The sequence below is a fragment of the Nocardioides sp. DN36 genome (assembly GCF_055380375.1).
In genome coordinates, this window is the sequence record NZ_AP043823.1 from 1,476,635 (window position 1) to 1,491,592 (window position 14,958).

17 protein-coding genes are annotated in these 14,958 nt (G+C 72.3%); 8 read left to right on the top strand and 9 right to left on the bottom strand.

The window, feature by feature from the left end; all coding sequences use genetic code 11:
- The first annotated feature begins 95 nt into the window (after positions 1-95).
- Positions 96-383 (top strand): YiaA/YiaB family inner membrane protein, encoded by a 288-nt coding sequence (locus ACZ43H_RS08040; protein WP_180933203.1) that lies wholly within the window; start codon positions 96-98, stop codon positions 381-383.
- A 148-nt stretch (positions 384-531) separates the two neighbouring features.
- Entirely contained in the window at positions 532-1,194 is a 663-nt protein-coding gene (locus ACZ43H_RS08045; RefSeq protein ID WP_464589203.1) for a hypothetical protein, read from the top strand.
- Between the two features lie 93 nt (positions 1,195-1,287).
- On the opposite strand, the gene ACZ43H_RS08050 is transcribed toward ACZ43H_RS08045, so the two are convergent.
- Both ACZ43H_RS08050 and ACZ43H_RS08055 read right to left on the bottom strand, forming a co-directional pair.
- On the bottom strand, positions 1,288-2,502 hold the full coding sequence (locus ACZ43H_RS08050) for an acyl-CoA dehydrogenase family protein (protein ID WP_464589205.1): 1,215 nt from the start codon (positions 2,500-2,502) through the stop codon (positions 1,288-1,290).
- The gene (locus ACZ43H_RS08055; RefSeq protein ID WP_464589207.1) at positions 2,502-3,881 is read right to left on the bottom strand and encodes an acyl-CoA dehydrogenase family protein; all 1,380 of its coding nucleotides are present in this window, start codon (positions 3,879-3,881) and stop codon (positions 2,502-2,504) included. Before ACZ43H_RS08055 ends, ACZ43H_RS08050 begins: the two co-directional genes overlap by 1 nt.
- A gap of 113 nt (positions 3,882-3,994) precedes the next feature.
- Here ACZ43H_RS08055 and def point away from each other — a divergent pair, with 113 nt between their 5' ends.
- The 3 genes from def (at position 3,995) to ACZ43H_RS08070 (ending at position 6,557) form a co-directional block, all read left to right on the top strand.
- A complete protein-coding gene (gene def / locus ACZ43H_RS08060; protein ID WP_464589208.1) occupies positions 3,995-4,576 on the top strand; it encodes a peptide deformylase in 582 nt (193 codons plus the stop codon).
- Positions 4,577-4,674: 98 nt separating this feature from the next.
- The gene (locus ACZ43H_RS08065; RefSeq protein ID WP_464589210.1) at positions 4,675-5,991 is read left to right on the top strand and encodes an HNH endonuclease; all 1,317 of its coding nucleotides are present in this window, start codon (positions 4,675-4,677) and stop codon (positions 5,989-5,991) included.
- On the top strand, positions 5,988-6,557 hold the full coding sequence (locus ACZ43H_RS08070) for a GNAT family N-acetyltransferase (RefSeq protein WP_464589211.1): 570 nt from the start codon (positions 5,988-5,990) through the stop codon (positions 6,555-6,557). Before ACZ43H_RS08065 ends, ACZ43H_RS08070 begins: the two co-directional genes overlap by 4 nt.
- A gap of 91 nt (positions 6,558-6,648) precedes the next feature.
- Here the strand turns inward: ACZ43H_RS08070 and ACZ43H_RS08075 are convergent, their stop codons facing one another.
- On the bottom strand, positions 6,649-7,452 hold the full coding sequence (locus tag ACZ43H_RS08075; protein WP_464589213.1) for a TrmH family RNA methyltransferase: 804 nt from the start codon (positions 7,450-7,452) through the stop codon (positions 6,649-6,651).
- Positions 7,449-8,675, bottom strand: a complete 1,227-nt coding sequence (gene cobA / locus ACZ43H_RS08080; RefSeq protein WP_464589215.1) for a uroporphyrinogen-III C-methyltransferase — start codon at positions 8,673-8,675, stop codon at positions 7,449-7,451. The genes ACZ43H_RS08075 and cobA overlap by 4 nt, the downstream gene beginning before the upstream one ends.
- Positions 8,676-8,807: 132 nt before the next feature.
- On the opposite strand from cobA, the gene ACZ43H_RS08085 reads away from it, so the two are divergent.
- Positions 8,808-9,335: a YbhB/YbcL family Raf kinase inhibitor-like protein gene (locus ACZ43H_RS08085; RefSeq protein ID WP_464589217.1), complete on the top strand. Its 528-nt coding sequence runs from the start codon at positions 8,808-8,810 to the stop codon at positions 9,333-9,335.
- A gap of 19 nt (positions 9,336-9,354) precedes the next feature.
- Here the strand turns inward: ACZ43H_RS08085 and ACZ43H_RS08090 are convergent, their stop codons facing one another.
- On the bottom strand, positions 9,355-10,203 hold the full coding sequence (locus ACZ43H_RS08090; RefSeq protein ID WP_464589219.1) for a DUF6597 domain-containing transcriptional factor: 849 nt from the start codon (positions 10,201-10,203) through the stop codon (positions 9,355-9,357).
- A gap of 27 nt (positions 10,204-10,230) precedes the next feature.
- Between ACZ43H_RS08090 and ACZ43H_RS08095 the strand changes: the two genes are divergently transcribed.
- The gene (locus ACZ43H_RS08095) at positions 10,231-10,728 is read left to right on the top strand and encodes a VOC family protein (protein WP_464589221.1); all 498 of its coding nucleotides are present in this window, start codon (positions 10,231-10,233) and stop codon (positions 10,726-10,728) included.
- Here ACZ43H_RS08095 and ACZ43H_RS08100 read toward each other — a convergent pair.
- Together ACZ43H_RS08100 and ACZ43H_RS08105 are read right to left on the bottom strand one after the other, a co-directional pair.
- On the bottom strand, positions 10,697-11,323 hold the full coding sequence (locus tag ACZ43H_RS08100) for an FMN reductase (RefSeq protein ID WP_464589222.1): 627 nt from the start codon (positions 11,321-11,323) through the stop codon (positions 10,697-10,699). The genes ACZ43H_RS08095 and ACZ43H_RS08100 overlap by 32 nt on opposite strands.
- A complete protein-coding gene (locus tag ACZ43H_RS08105) occupies positions 11,320-12,387 on the bottom strand; it encodes an LLM class flavin-dependent oxidoreductase (RefSeq protein WP_464589224.1) in 1,068 nt (355 codons plus the stop codon). The genes ACZ43H_RS08100 and ACZ43H_RS08105 overlap by 4 nt, the downstream gene beginning before the upstream one ends.
- A gap of 101 nt (positions 12,388-12,488) precedes the next feature.
- On the opposite strand from ACZ43H_RS08105, the gene ACZ43H_RS08110 reads away from it, so the two are divergent.
- Positions 12,489-13,085: a DUF2238 domain-containing protein gene (locus ACZ43H_RS08110; RefSeq protein ID WP_464589226.1), complete on the top strand. Its 597-nt coding sequence runs from the start codon at positions 12,489-12,491 to the stop codon at positions 13,083-13,085.
- Between the two features lie 28 nt (positions 13,086-13,113).
- Here the strand turns inward: ACZ43H_RS08110 and ACZ43H_RS08115 are convergent, their stop codons facing one another.
- On the bottom strand, positions 13,114-13,761 hold the full coding sequence (locus ACZ43H_RS08115; protein WP_464589228.1) for a class F sortase: 648 nt from the start codon (positions 13,759-13,761) through the stop codon (positions 13,114-13,116).
- A complete protein-coding gene (locus ACZ43H_RS08120; protein WP_464589230.1) occupies positions 13,736-14,809 on the bottom strand; it encodes a hypothetical protein in 1,074 nt (357 codons plus the stop codon). The genes ACZ43H_RS08115 and ACZ43H_RS08120 overlap by 26 nt, the downstream gene beginning before the upstream one ends.
- Between the last annotated feature and the right edge of the window lie 149 nt (positions 14,810-14,958).

Here is a 14,958-nt window from a genome sequence, read left to right on the forward strand (position 1 = left end):
TATGCCCGGTCTGAGCACACGTACTCAGGCAGCCCGCGACGGATCGAGTAGCCACACGGATCTGTCGGACCCCGGCCGGAGGCGAGGCTTGCTCCATGAGCACTCCGAACCAGTCCAAGAACACCAGCGCCTTCTTCCTGCAGGCCGGCGTCTCCTTCGGCATCGCCCTGCTGACCATGATCGTCGCCGTCCTCTACCTGCCGGTCGATCCCTGGATCCGTGCCTTCCTCGGCCTCGGCACCATGTTCCTCACCACCTCCTCCTTCACCCTCGCCAAGTGCGTTCGCGACGCCCAGGAGAACCAGTACGTCGTGTCCCGCCTCGACCAGGCCCGGGTCGACAAGCTGCTCGCCGAGCACGACCCTTTCCGGGCCATCTCCTGACCCCCACGACCGACCGACCGTCCCCAGGGCGGGTGCGCAGACCATGCGCACCCGCCCTTCTTCATGCCCGGGCGGCGTGCTTGACTCGAACCAGAGCCGTTGACAGCGCGAGACCGTCGAACCGACGACCAGACGAAGGGATGGCCCTGTGGCCCACAAGAACCCGCTCGGCAAGATCAAGGACACCGCCCTCGAGACCCTCCGGGACCCCCGGGGCACGGCGGAGAAGGCGGTCGGACAGGCCAAGGGCACCGTCGCCCTGGGTCGGATGGTCGCGGAGCAGGTGACGCGTTCGGCGGGCGGGGTCGTGATCTCCCGGCTCCCGGGCCGGAGGCCGGCGCCCTCGACGGCGCGAGCACCGCACACCACACCGGTCGGCGTGCCGGCCCCAGCCGCTGAGACGACGGTAGCGACCGAGCCCGCAGGCGAGCCCGTGGCCGAGAAGGCGCCGACGAAGAAGGCGCCCGCGAAGAAGCCCGCCGCAAAGAAGCCCGCCGTGAAGAAGCCCGCCGTGAAGAAGACGGTAGCGAGGAAGACGGGCTCCAAGGCGCCGGAGACGAGCATCGATGCGGCGGCGGACGTGAGCGAGGTGGACGTGACCCCGGCCGACATCGCCCCGAGCGTGGCGCCGAAGCCCGCGGCGCCGAAGGCCCCCGCGACGAAGAAGCCGACCGCCAGGAAGGCGCCGACCGCGAAGAACACCCCGGGCGCGAAGCTGCCCGCCAGGAAGGCGCCGGCGGCGAAGAAGGCCCCCTCGAAGAAGGCCGCCACGACGGCGCCGGCGAAGGCGGCAGGCGGCCAGCAGGACTGAGCGCCGGCTCGCCCACACGGACGAGCGCCGGAGCACGATCCGCAGTGCGGGTCGATGCTCCGGCGCTCGTCTCATTCCTGCGCGAGCCGGGCGCTACTTCAGCTCGGCACTGGAGAGGCCGAGCACCCGGCGGGCGACGATCAGCTGCTGGATCTGCTGGGTGCCCTCGAAGATGTCGAGGATCTTGGAGTCGCGGGCCCACTTCTCGAGCAGCTCGTTCTCGCTGTAGCCCACCGAGCCGGCCAGCTCGACGCAGCTGAGGGTGATGTCGGAGCCCACCCGGCCCGCCTTCGCCTTGGCCATGGAGGCCTCCAGCGAGTTGGGCTGTCGGTTGTCGGCCATCCACGCCGCCTGCAGCATCAGCAGGTGCGCTGCCTCCCAGTCGGCCTCCATCTGCAGGAACTTGGCGGCCGCGGCCGACTGCGTGACCGCGGGGCGGTCGTAGTCGATCTGCACGCCGGCGCGCTCGAGGAGCTCGCGGGTGAGGTCCAGGGCCGCCTTGGCGCAGCCGACGGCCATTGCGGCGACCAGTGGTCGGGTGTTGTCGAAGGTCGCCATCGCGCCGGCGAAGCCCTGCTTGACGTCGACCTCGGGCGAGCCGAGGAGGTTCTCCTTCGGCACCCGGCAGTCCTCGAAGATGATCGTCGCCGTGTCGGAGGCTCGGATGCCGAGCTTGTGCTCGAGGCGGTCCACGCGCATGCCGGGCGTGCCCTTGGGCACCACGAACGACTTGATCGCCGCGCGCCCCAGCGACCGGTCCAGCGTCGCCCAGACGACGACGGCGTCGCACCGGTCACCCGAGGTGACGTAGATCTTCTCGCCGTTGATGACGTACTCGTCCCCGTCGAGGGTCGCTGTGGTCTTGATGTTGGCCGAGTCCGAGCCGGTGCCGGGCTCGGTGATGGCCATCCCAGCCCACACCCCCGCGAACCGCTTCTGCTGCTCGTCGTCCGCGACACTGGCGATGGCGGAGTTGCCGAGCCCCTGTCGGGGCATCGACAGCAGCAGGCCGACGTCGCCCCAGCACATCTCCTGGATGGACATGACGGAGGCGAGGTTGGTGCCGTTCTTCACCCCCTCGTCGCGGGTGTTCTCGTCACGTCGCACGCCCGCGGCGCCGGCCCCTTCCGCGGCGCCGGACTCCGAGAGACCGTCGATCATCGCGGCGAGCATGTCGAGCTCCTTGGGGTACGCGTGCTCGGCACGGTCGTACTTCCGGGAGATCGGGCGGAGCATGTTCATCGCGACCTGGTGCGCCTGCCCGGCCAGTGGGCGGAACTTCTTCGGGTCGTCCAGATTGATGGCCATCAGACCAGCACCGCACCTTCCATGATTCCGACGGCCCGGAGGTCGCGGTACCACCGCTCCACCGGGTGCTCCTTGACAAAGCCGTGGCCGCCGAGCAGCTGGACGCCGTCGAGGCCGATCTGCATGCCCTTGTCGGCGCACAGCTTGCGGGCCAGCGCCACCTCGCGGGCGAAGTCCTTGCCGGCGGCCGCGCGGGCCGCGGCCTTCCAGGCCAGCAACCGCATCGACTGCAGCTCGATGGCGATGTTGGCGACCATGAACGCCACCGACTGGCGGTGCGCGATCGGCTCGCCGAAGGCCTCGCGCTCCTTGACGTACGGCGTCACGTAGTCGAGCACGGCCTGGCCGGTCCCGACCGCCAGCGCGCACCAGGCGAGGCGGGAGAGCCGCACGCACTCGGCGTACGTCGTGCCGTCGAGCGAGCCCAGCACCGCGGTGCCGGGGACGTTCACGTCGGTGAGGGTGAGCCTCGACAGGCCCGCGGCCCGGACCCCCATGGCGGGGTCGCGCTCCACTTCCAGGCCGGGGGTCCCGCCCTCGACCAGGAAGAGGACGGGCTCGCCGTCGAGCCGGGCGCCCACCACGAACAGCTCCGCGTCGGCGCCACGGGGCACCAGCGTCTTGACGCCGTTGAGCACGTAGCCGTCGTCCGACCTGGTGGCGGTGGTCGACGGGGCCAGGACGTCGAACAGCACGGTGGGCTCGTTCAGGGCGAGCGCGGCGGCCGGTACGTCGTCACCGGTGAACGCCGGCAGGTAGGTCTGCTGCTGCTCGTCGGTGCCCCACAGCGCGATCGCGGTCGCCACCGAACCGGGCGCGAGAGTGGCGACCGCCAGCCCCAGGTCGCCCCGGGCCAGCGCCTCCGCGACCAGGGTGCCGGCCATCGCGGACCGCTCCTCGGAGATGCCGCCAAGAGACTCGGGGACGCCGAGGATCGGCAACCCGATCTCCAGGCTGGCCTTCAGCACGGCCTCGGGGGCGGCGCACGCCTCGTCGGCGTCGGCGGCGGCGGGTCGGACCACCTCGTCGGCGAACTCGGTCACGACGTCGACGAGCATCTGCTCGTCCTCGGTGGGGGTCAGGTCGAAGACGCCCCGGGACGCGGCCGAGGGCACCCGCACGCCCGGCTCGCCCTTCTTGCCGGTCCTGGTGAAGGTCCGGCTGGCGGTCGTCATCGTCTTGAAGCCGCTGCGCGTGACCGTGAAGACCGCCTGCTCGGCCTGCCTGCGCAGCCCGATCCGGTCGATCAGGTCGCTCTGCGCCACGCGACTGAGCGCGGCCACGGCGTACCCGATCGGGTCGCGCGACTCCTGGGAGGACAGCCCGTGCTTGCCGCCGGGCCTGAGACTCGTGCTCTTGAAGCTCCGTGTCAGGGACATGCGGCAAATGTAACTCGGAGTTACACATCGGGCTACAGGTGCCTTCGTGGCGCGGGTCACAGGGCGCGGTCCGACGGTCGTGACGGTGGCGGGCGTCTTCTAGGATCGCCCCCATGCCTGAGCCCGAGCACGCGCCGTACGGCCCCCTCCCCGACGGCGGCAAGGTCCGACCGATGACGCGCTGGGGCACGCCCGTGATGCACCGACCGCAGCAGCGGGTCACGTCGTACGACGAGGAGCTCCGCTCGCTGGTGGCGGACATGGTGGCGACGATGTACGCCGCGGACGGCGTCGGCCTCGCGGCGTGCCAGATCGGGGTGGACCTGGCGGTGTTCGTCTTCGACTGCCCCGACGAGAACGGGGAGCGGACCGTGGGCGTGGTGTGCAACCCCGAGCTCACGCTGCCCGAGGGGCGCGACCGCAGGCTGGACGACGGCGACGAGGGCTGCCTCTCCTTCCCCGGCGCCTTCGTGGAGTGCGCCCGACCGGACTTCGCAAAGGTGCGTGGGACCGGGCTGTCCGGCGAGCCGGTGGAGTTCTCCGGCGACGGGCTCCTGGCGCGCTGCCTGCAGCACGAGACCGACCACACGCTCGGAACCGTCTTCGGCGACCGGCTCTCGACCAAGCAGCGCAAGAAGCTGCAGAAGCAGCACGACAAGGCGGCGGAGGAGTTCCCCGAGACCTGGCCGGTGTGACGGGGCGACAGTCCTCCGTGCGGTGGCGATGAGACCCTGCCGCGGGGTCTGTGGAGAGCGGACGGCGACCGTCGGAGGGCTCGTCTACCGTCACGGACATGACCCAGGCAGGCGTCGTCGAGGAGCTCGCGAGGTGGATGACCACCCTCGCGGAGCTGCCCGCTGCCGCCTCCGACGCGGAGCGCGTCGACCGGATCCGGGCGATGCAGGAGCTGAAGAACGCCCTGTCCGCCGCGCAGGCGCGTGAGGCCGCGGCCCTCGATGCGTCCACCCGCGCCGCGCGCGGCGACCAGGGCGTCCGCCCCGACAAGCAGGGTGCCGGCATCGCCGCGCAGGTCGCGCTGGCGCGCCGTGAGTCGCCCCAGCGTGGCACCGTCCACCTGGGACTGGCCAAGGTCCTGACCTCGGAGATGCCGCACACCATGCGCGCGATGACCGCCGGGGTGCTCTCGGAGTGGAGCGCGACCCTACTCGTGCGGGAGACCGCCTGCCTGCGCGTCGAGGACCGACGCCACGTGGACCTGGTCATCGCCGGCAATCTCGCCCGCCTCGAGACCATGGGCGACCGCGAGCTCGTCCGGGAGGCGCAGCGCCTCGCTCACCGGCTCGATGCCGAGGCCGTGGTCCGCAGGATCGGCTACGCGCAGACAGAGCGCCGCGTCACCATCCGCCCCGCACCCGACACGATGTCATGGGTGACCGCCCTCCTTCCGGTGGCGGAGGGTGTCGCCGTGCACGCCGCCCTCACCCGCGCGGCAGACGCCGCCCGCGCAGCGGGCGATGACCGTTCCCGTGGTCAGGTCATGGCGGACACGCTCGTCGAACGGACCACCGGTCGCCCGGCCAGCGAACCGGTCCCGACCCAGGTCACCCTCGTGATGACGGATCGCACCCTCCTGGCCGGTGACGACGAGCCCGCCGAGCTCCTTGGGCACGGCATCGTGCCAGCGGAGTGGGCACGCGCCCACGTGGCGCGCTCCGCGGACGCTCGCACCGCGTGGCTGCGCCGCGTCTACACGGCCCCCTCCACCGGCGACCTGGTCGCCATGGACTCCCGCGCCACCAGGTTCCCGCGCGGACTCGCCCGCTGGATCGAGATCCGTGACCACGGCACCTGCCGCACCCCGTGGTGCGGGGCGCCGATCAGGCACCACGACCACGCCACGCGACGCGCCGATGGCGGGCACACCAGCGCCGCCAACGGCCAAGGCCTGTGCGAGGCCTGCAACTACGCCAAGGACGCCCAGGGATGGCGCGCACTGCCCCGCGCCGGCCCTCGCCACAGCACGGAGATCACGACACCCACCGGGCACAGCTACACGTCCACCGCTCCCCCGCTGCCCGGTGACGGACCGGGCCGACGTCGATACAGCAAGCTGGAGACGTACGTCGCGGAGGTCATACTCGCTGCGTGACCAGTCCCCACGTGCGGATCATCCAGCTCGACGCGACCACGCTCGCCGCCCTGGCCGACGGTGACCTCGAGCGCGCCCTCGCGAGCTCCCCGGTCCCGCTGACCTCGTGGCTCGCAGGTCCCGAGTGTGTCCGGACTTGGGGGTACCGCGCCAGCCAGGTGGTCGAGCGGCCGGAGGACGCGGCCTGGGTCACCGGAGTGCTCTGGGACGAGGACGAGGGGCTGCCGGTCGGCAAGGCCGGCTTCCACGGCGCCCCGAACGGCGACGGCATGGTGGAGGTCGGGTACGCCGTGGACCCGGCGTACCGTCGCCGTGGCTACGCGCGGGCCGCACTCGAGTCGTTGATCGCTCGCGCCCTGGCAGATCCGACGGTCCACACGCTCCGGGCCACGATCTCCCCCGAGAACGAGCCGTCGCTGGCATTGGTCGAGCAGTACCCGTTCGTCGAGAACGGCGAGCAGTGGGACGAGGAGGACGGGCTCGAGATCATCTTCGAGCTCGCGGTCGACCAACCAGGTCGCGTGCCCGCGGCCGGCGCCGCGCCCGACGAACCCCGCGCCCCCTAGGCTCTGGGGGCGGCGCAGCCCTCCGTCGCCTTCCGTGCTGTTGCTCACGCACCGGAGCCCGGACCTGAGCCCGTCGTACCGAGCCCGCGCGTCAGCGGCGCGCGGTCACGTAGCAGGCGACGGCGGTGGCCGCGGCGACGTTGAGGGAGTCGATCCCCTCCCGCATCGGGATGATCGCCCGGCGGTCGGCGGACTGCTCCCACCGGGGGGAGAGCCCGTGCCCCTCGGAGCCGAGGACCAGCGCCACCCGGTCGAGGCCGGCCACCGACTCCTCGATCGCGGTGGCGTCGTCGGCGAGCGTGAGTGCCACCGTCGTGAAGCCGTACGACGACAGCGTGGGCAAGGCGTCGTACCAGTCCGGAAGCCGGGTCCACGGCGTCGAGAAGACGGCTCCCATCGCCACCTTGATCGAGCGACGGTAGAGCGGGTCGGCGCACCTCGGAGCCAAGAGCACCGCGTCGAAGCCCAGCGCTGCGCCGGACCGGAAGATCGCCCCGACGTTCGTGTGGTCGACGATGTCCTCGAGCACCAGAACCGAGCGCGCGCCGGCGAGCACCGACTCCAGCGACGGGAGTGGCCGACGTTCGAGCGACGCGAGCGCCCCGCGGTGCACGTGGAAGCCGGTCACCTCCTCGGCCAGCGCCTCGGGCATCACGAAGCAGGGTGCCTTTGTCGTGTCGAGCACGTCGGCCAGCCCGTCGAGCCAGCGCGGCGCCATCAGGAACGATCGCGGGGTGAAGCCCGCCTCGACAGCGCGGCGGACGACCTTCTCGCCCTCGGCGAGGAAGAGCCCGTGCTCGGCTTCCATCGCCTTGCGGAGCTGGACGTCGCGCAGGTCGCGGTAGTCGGCGAGGCGGGGATCGGCGACGTCGGTGATCTCGAGCAGCTGGCTCATGCCGAGAAGTGTTGCGGATGGGCCACCGCGACCACGCCACCGACCACGATGATGGCCGGCGCCTTCACCTGCTCGGCCTCGATGTCGCGGGCCAGGGACGCCAGCGTCGACAGCACGGTGCGCTCCCCCGGCATCGTCCCGTCGCAGACGACCGCGACCGGGGTGGCCCCGTCGCGCCCACCGTCGACGAGTGCCGCCGCGATCGCGGGCGCGTTGTGCACCGCCATCATGAGCACGACGGTGCCGGACATGCCGGCCACGGACTCCCAGTTCACCAACGACTCAGGATGGCCCGGGGGCAGGTGGCCGGAGATGACGGTGAACTCGTGCGCGACCCCCCGGTGGGTCACCGGGATCCCGGCGACGGCGGGGACCGCCACCGGGCTGGTGAGGCCGGGGATCACGGTCACCGGCACGCCGGCCTCCCGACAGGCCAGGACCTCCTCGTAGCCCCGTCCGAACACGAAGTTGTCGCCGCCCTTGAAGCGCACGACCAGCTTGCCCTCGAGGGCACGCTCGACCAGGACCCGGTTGATCTCCTCCTGCTGGGCCGACCGGCCCCGTGGCAGCTTCGCGACGTCGATCAGCTCCACGTCGCTGGGCAGCTCGCTGAGCAGCTCGCGCGGCGCGAGGCGGTCGGCCACCACGACGTCGGCCTCCATCAGCGCCTTGCGGCCCGCCACCGACATCAGGTCCGGGTCGCCGGGGCCACCGCCGACAAGGACCACGCCGGCACGGCGGTCGCGCTGGTGCCGGGCGACGATGGTGCCCTCGCGCAGGCCCTCGAGGATCTCGTCGCGCACCGCGGCCGAGCGCCGCGGCTCCCGGTTGCCGAGCACCGCGACGGTGACGCCGGCGTGCCGTCCGACCGCAGGTGTCCACGCGCTCGCCCGGGTGGCGTCGTCGCTGCGCACGCAGAAGATCCGTCGTTCCTCCGCCGCCGCGGACACGAGCTCGTTCGCGTCGCGGTCGTCGGTCGCGGCGATGGCGTACCACGCCCCGTCGAGGTCGGACTCCTCGAACCCGCGCTCGACCCAAGTCACCTCGCCGGAGCCGACGAGCCCTTCGAGCGCCGGCGTCACCTCGGGCGAGACCACGGTGACCACGGCACCGACGGCGAGCAGTGCGGGCACCCGCCGCTGGGCCACGTGGCCACCTCCGACGACCACGACGGGTCGGCCGGCGAGCCGGAGGCCGGAGGGGTACGGCGGGAAGGCGTCCACCGCACCATCATGGCCGTGACGGCGGTCGTCTCCGTGGCCCCGGTTCACCCACCGGACTAGGTTGGCAGCGGCCCGTCGTGTCGGTTACGCGACGTGGCCACACCTCAGCCCGGTCCGACGACAAGGAGAACCATGAGCCTCGACCGCCCGGTGTCCCCCAACCCCTACGACCTGCTCCCCGCGGTGCCGTCCTTCACCGTGACCAGCACCGACGTGACCGACGGGCAGCCGCTCGGGGACGACCAGGTCGCGGCCAAGGGGAACACCTCGCCGCAGCTGTCCTGGGCCGACGCCCCGGAGGGGACCAAGAGCTTCACCGTCACCTGCTTCGACCCCGACGCCCCCACCCCGAGCGGGTTCTGGCACTGGGTGCTGGTCGACCTGCCGGCCGACTGCACGTCGCTCGACACCGGCGCGGGCGCGGAGGGCGCCGACCTCCCGGGCAAGGCGTTCATGTGCCGCAACGACGGCGGCTCGAAGGCCTTCATGGGAGCCGCCCCGCCGGAGGGCGACCAGGTCCACCGCTACTTCTTCGTCGTGCACGCGGTGCAGGAGGAGTCACTCGGCGTCGACTCCGACGCCTCGCCGGCCGTGGTCTCCTTCAACCTGGCGTTCAAGACCGCCGGGCGCGCGATCCTGCACGGCACCTACCAGCACTGAGCACGCCGGTCCCGGTCGGTCAGGGCCTGCGGCGTGCGGCGTACGCCGCGGGCGGCTGACCGACCAGGGCGGTGAACTCGCGCGTGAAGTGCGCCTGGTCGAACCACCCGAGCTCGACCGCGAGGGAGGCGAGGTCGTCGAACCCGCCCCGGTCGATCCGGTCCACGGCGTCGTGGAGCCGGGCCCGCTGCAGCACCCACTTGGGGCCTACGCCCACGTAGCGACGGAAGAGCCGCTGCAGGGTCCGCTCGGACATCCCGTGCCGTCGGGCGACGCGGTCCACCGTCGTCAGCGCCGGGTCGGCCTGGATGTCGGCGACCACGGCGAGGACGTCGTCGTACCGCCCGTCGCGAGCCGGGACCAGGTCGGCCAGGAACACGTCGGCCACCCCGGCCCGCCTTGCGTCGGTCGGCTCCGCGAGCACGCTGGAGGTCAGGTCCGCGGCTCGCTCCCCGAAGGCAGCCTCCAGCGGCACGATCCGGTCGGTCCAGGCGCCGACGTCCGCGCCGGTGAACGCGCCGAACCCGCCGGGCCGGAACTTCACCCCGAACACGCGTCCGGCACCGGCGATCTCCTGGGAGAACTTCCGGGTGATCACGCCGTGCACCAGGCCCGCCGGGAGCACGTGCCCGAACCGTGGCTCGCTCCCGGTCTCGACCGTGACGTGCACCGATGGGTGTGACACGACCTCGGCGACGAACGCCGGCGCGCCCCGCAGGTCCCACTCGACGGTCCAGTAGTGCTCGACCCAGGCCGCGACCTCCGGTGCGGGCTCGAGGCGGTCGCGCCGCACGGCGGCGTCCTGCACCTCCGGGCGCAGGATGCCCACCGCGGGGGGCGCGGTTGTCGCATTTGTCCAAGAGCCCACGGCGGCAGCCTAGGCAGGATCGCCGACATGACGACCCAAACGAGCACCCCGACCGGCCAGCCACACTTCACGCCCTCGGGCTACACCAGCCTGACCCCGTTCATCTGCGTCGACGGCGCAGCTGCCGCGATCGAGTTCTACACCTCGGTCTTCGGCGCCGAAGTGGTCACCCGCAACGACGGTCCCGACGGCACCGTGGCGCACTGCGAGCTGCAGCTCCCCGCGGGACGGATGCAGCTGAGCGACCCCGCCCCCGACCATCACCTGCTCGCCCCGTCGGGCGGCCACGACGTCCACCACTCCACCGTGATCTACGTCCCGGACGTCGACGCGGTGTACGCCGCGGCGGTCGCCGCCGGCGCACACGGCTACGGCGATCCGTCGACCTTCGTGACCGGCGACCGGTACGCCGCACTGCTCGATCCCTGGGGCCACCGCTGGGCCGTGATGACCCGGGTGGAGGACGTCGACCCGGCGGAGGCGGAGCGCCGCGTCAACGAGTGGTTGGCGAGCCAGCCCTCCTGAGCAGCTCGTCGAACGGGACCGGGTCCTCCAGCTCGTCAGGCTGCGCGGGGACGACGTGGAGCCCGCGTCGGCCGAGGACCAGGCCGGCCAGCTCGCCTGCGGCCCGCTCGACCCGCTGGGCCAGCCGGCCGTCGGCGGTGCTGCCGAAGTCCTCCGTGGCCGCGAAGACCCCGGTGGGCACCACGACGGCGTGGAGGTAGGAGAAGAGCGGGCGCAGCGCGTGCTCGAGGACGAGCGAGTGGCGCGCCGAGCCCGCGGTCGCCGCGACCAGCACCGGCGTACCGTCCAGCAGGCCGGGCTCGAGCACGTCGAAGAAGGTCTTGAACAGGCCGCTGTAGGACGCCGAGAACACCGGCGAGACGACGATCAGCCCGTCGGCCCGTCGTACCGTCTCGATGGCCTCGGCCAGCTCGCCGGACGGGAACCCGGTCAGCAGGTGGTCGGCGAGCGCGTGCGCCAGCGGCCGCAGCTCGATGACGTCGACGTGCGCGCGCCCGTCGAGGGCCTCGGCGGTCGCGGCGGCCAGCTGGTCGGCCAGGAGGCGGGTGGTCGACGGCACGCCCAGCCCGGCGCTCACCACGGCGATCCGGGTCATGCCGCAGCCTCGGCACGGTGCGTCGGGGCGTCCGGCACGTGCGCCGGCTTGAGGGCGGCGAACTCCTTGCGCAGCACCGGCACGACCTCCTCGCCGAGCAGGTCGAGCTGCTCGAGCACCGTCTTGAGCGGCAGGCCGGCGTGGTCCATCAGGAAGAGCTGGCGCTGGTAGTCACCCACGTAGTCGCGGAACCCGAGGGTGCGCTCGATGACCTGCTGCGGCGACCCGACCGTCAGCGGGGTCTGGGCCATGAAGTCCTCGAGCGAGGGCCCGTGGCCGTAGACCGGCGCGTTGTCGAAGTAGGGCCGGAACTCGCGCACCGCGTCCTGGCTGTTGTGGCGCATGAACACCTGCCCGCCGAGCCCGACGATCGCCTGGTCGGCGGAGCCGTGACCGTAGTGCTCGAAGCGGCGTCGGTAGAGCGCGACCATCTGCTGGGTGTGCGAGGCCGGCCAGAAGATGTGGTTGGAGAAGAACCCGTCGCCGTAGTACGCCGCCTGCTCGGCGATCTCGGGGCTGCGGATCGAGCCGTGCCAGACGAACGGGGGTACGCCGTCGAGCGGCCGCGGCGTCGAGGTGAAGCCCTGCAGCGGGGTGCGGAAGCGCCCCTGCCAGTCGACCACGTCCTCACGCCAGAGCCGGTGCAGCAGCGCGTAGTTCTCGATGGCGAGGTTGATGCCCTCACGGATGTCCTTGCCGAACCACGGGTAGACCGGGCCGGTGTTGCCGCGGCCGAGCATCAGGTCCATCCGGCCGTCGACGAGGTGCTGCAGCGTGGCGTAGTCCTCGGCGATCCGGACCGGGTCGGTCGTGGTGATCAGCGTGGTCGAGGTCGAGAGGATGATCCGCTCGGTCTGGGCGGCGATGTAGGCCATCGTGGTCGTCGGCGAGGACGCCACGAACGGCGGATTGTGGTGCTGGCCCACCGCCACCACGTCGAGCCCGACCTCCTCGGCCTTCTTGGCGATCGTGACCGTGTTCTTGATCCGCTCGTGCTCCGTCGGCGTGCGCCCCGTCGTGGGGTCGGTGGTGACGTCCCCGACGGTGAAGATGCCGAACTGCATGCCCGCTCACTCTCGTTGGTCCCGCGCGGAGATTGGTTGAATCCGCAACTGAGTACCAGAACTCATGCGACCCGCGCGGTATTCCGGACAGGATGCCGCTCGTGACCCGCCGTGTCGCCCCCTGGGCACCCCCTCTCGTCCTGCTCCTCACCGTCGCCCAGCTCGCCGTGGCCGAGTGGGTGCCGGGCATCGACCGCTTCGCCGACAAGGCGTTCGGCGCACGGCTGGTGGCCTACCCCCTGCTGATGCTGGTCGCCCCCGCCGCCTGGTGGCTCGTCGTCCGGCGCCATGACCGGGCCGCGGTTCCGCCGTACGCCGCCTTCACGCTGGTGATGCTCCCGTTCCTCGTCGACGTGACCGGCAACAGCCTGGACCTGTACGACGCCGTCGTCTGGTGGGACGACCTCAACCACTTCGCGAACTGGCTGCTGCTGTGCGCCGGCATCGGCCTGCTCACCTGCCGGAGCGTGCGGCCGGGCTGGGCCACGCTGGCGCTCGTCACGGGACTCGGCGCGGCGCTCGCGATCGGCTGGGAGCTCGGCGAGTGGTTCACCTTCATCCGGCACGGCACCGAGCTCGACACGGCGTACGAGGACACCCTCGGCGACGAGGCCCTGGGCACCGCGGGTGCCTTCGTGGCCGGACTCCTCGTGGTGTGGGTGCACAGCCGTCGGCCCGAGGGGATCCGGCCGGCCTGAGCCGGTCGTCCCCGGTGCGGCCGCCTGCTCAGCGGGAGACCGGCGTCGCCAGGACGACCACGTTGCTCAGGTAGCGCTGCCCGTCCCAGTCCTCGCAGGTGATCAGCACCAGCCTGCCGGGGACCTCCTGGCTGAACAACCGCTCGGCGTGGTCGGCCACGGACCCCTTGCTGTAGACCGCGACCCGGCGCACGGCATACCGGACGGTCCCCCGGTCCGTGCGCACTGTGACGACGTCGCCCCGCCGCAGCGTCTCGAGGTCGTCGAGCGCGCCACCGCCGGTGTGGACGGTGTGGCCGGTGACCAGCGCGCTCCCACGCGCGGCGCCCGGCCGCGCCCCGCCGGCCCACCAACCGAGCTCCTGCGGGTCGCTCGGCGGGACCAGGGTGCCGCCCGGCGCCTTCACCGGGAGCACCCGGGCATCGACGCCCAGGTCCGGGATCAGCACCCGGCGGGGAGCACCGTGGACCCGGGGAGCCCGCACCGGCGTGGGAGCTGCGCCGTCGTCCGGCCCGGCGCTGGTGGCCGCGCCCCCGGGCGGACGGGTCGTGTCCCCCGCCGTGGGCGCCTGGAGCAGCCAGGCCAGCAGCCCCGCGGTCACCAGCGCGACACCGGCCGCGGCCACCCAGAGGCGGCCGCGGCCGGAGCTGTCACTCCGCGGCGTCGGCGTCGACACCGTGGCGGCGGCGCGTGACGGCGGCGATGGTCAGCAGGGCACCCAGCCCGACCAGGGCGAGGGGCCACGGGGAGCGGATGAGGTCGACCAGGGCCGACCGTCCGTCCTCGCCGGCGTCGACGGCCGTGGGGACGTCGCCGTTCTGGGCGTCCGCGGTCGCCCCTGCTGCGTCCCCGGCGCCGGCCGAGGCCTGGGTGCCGAGCACCTGCGGCCCGGCGGCATCGCCCGCACCGTCGGTGCCGTCCGCCGTCTCGGTGCCCGAGTCGGTGTCGGTGTCAGTCCCGGTGTCAGTGTCGGTGTCGGTCCCGCCGCCCGCACCCGGGGTCTCGTCACAGGGCTGGACCCAGAAGACCTTGGTCTTGGTGTCGTTGCCCTGCGACCGCGGCGTCGCCACGGTCAGCTTCACGTGGTAGCCCTGCTTCGGGTGCGGGTCGCCGGCGAAGGAGAGCGTGTAGGTCTCGCGCCCGTCCAGCCCGCTGTCGGTGCCTGCACCGGAGGCCGGGTCACCGCCCACGAACACCGAGCGCGGCCCGTCCACGGACAGCGACACGTCGGAGGTCGGGGCCTGCATCGCGAAGCTGACCGTCGAGACCACGTCGGCGCCCTCGTCGAAGCCGTACCACTCGATCTCGAAAGAGCAGCCGACGTGCGGCGTGTTGTTCGGGATGGAGTCCATCTCGCCCAGCGGCGCGATCTTCACGGTGCCGTTGTTGCCGGCCGGGTCGCCGTTCCCGTTCCCGTTGCCGTGGCTGCCGCTGTTGCCGTGGCTGCCCCCGTTGCCGTGGCTGCCCCCGTTGCCGTGGCCACCGCTGTTGCCGTGGCCACCGCCGCTCTTGCCCCCCTTGTCCTTGCTCTGGTCCTTGCTCTTGTCCTTTGCCTGGTCGGGCGCGTGGTGGTGACCGTGCGCCTGGCCCTGGCCGTGCCCGTTCCCCTGACCGTTGCCCTGCCCCGGGTCGGCGGTGGCCGGCGCCAGGAAGGCACCCCCTGCCGTGATCACCACGGCGGAGGTGAGGGCGAGTGATCGTCGGACACTGATCGGTCGAGACATGCAGACAGCTCCTGTTTCGGCCGGATGCGAAACACCCGGCATCGATGGTCGGTCCACACGGCGCGTCCCGAGACGCCGTGCTGGCGGGAGGTCCCCCCGGATCCGCAGGGCCAAACGGCGTCAACCGCCCCCAGACACGGCGATGTGAC